The organism is Flavobacterium taihuense (genome assembly GCF_019351435.1).
Classification (GTDB): Bacteria; Bacteroidota; Bacteroidia; order Flavobacteriales; family Flavobacteriaceae; genus Flavobacterium; species Flavobacterium taihuense.
Genome location: NZ_JAHWYN010000073.1, coordinates 1 through 514, shown reverse-complemented (window position 1 = coordinate 514; position 514 = coordinate 1). Strand labels below are relative to the sequence as shown.

The window sequence follows — 514 nt, the reverse complement described above, 5'->3', positions numbered from 1 at the left end:
AATGTTACGCCATTGAGTACGAATTATACGTCTAGTGCCAGTGCAGTTTTACCAGTTACAGCTCCAGCACCTAATAATTATGATGTTTGGGTAAAAGATAGTAATGGTTGTACTTTCAAATTAGATATCAGTGTTGGTTTGGACGTTTCGCCAACAATTGCGATGCCAGCATCACAATGTTATGTTGGAACGCCATTCACTATAGATCTTTCTGTTGGTCAAACAGTTTCAAAAACCCCTGCTACATATACTATAAATGGTTCGAATCAATCGAGTTCAATTTATACGGTAACCGCTCCGGGAACTTACAAATTGAGTATTGTTGATGCCAATGGATGTCCATCGAATACTGTAAATTATGTAGTTCAACCACAATTGTCGCTAACTGCTAATTTGGCTCAAGATTTAACTTGTACTGTTAATGCAAGCGTTACTTTGACAGCTGCAGGAGGAATTGCTCCTTATGTTACTTATGAGGTAAATAATGGTACTGGTTATGTTGCTTCTGCGACTC

General features: G+C 38.3%; 1 protein-coding gene. It reads left to right on the top strand.

From position 1 onward, the window contains the following. The coding region (locus KZH69_RS20760; protein WP_219319312.1) for a hypothetical protein at positions 1-514 on the top strand (514 nt) is incomplete at both ends.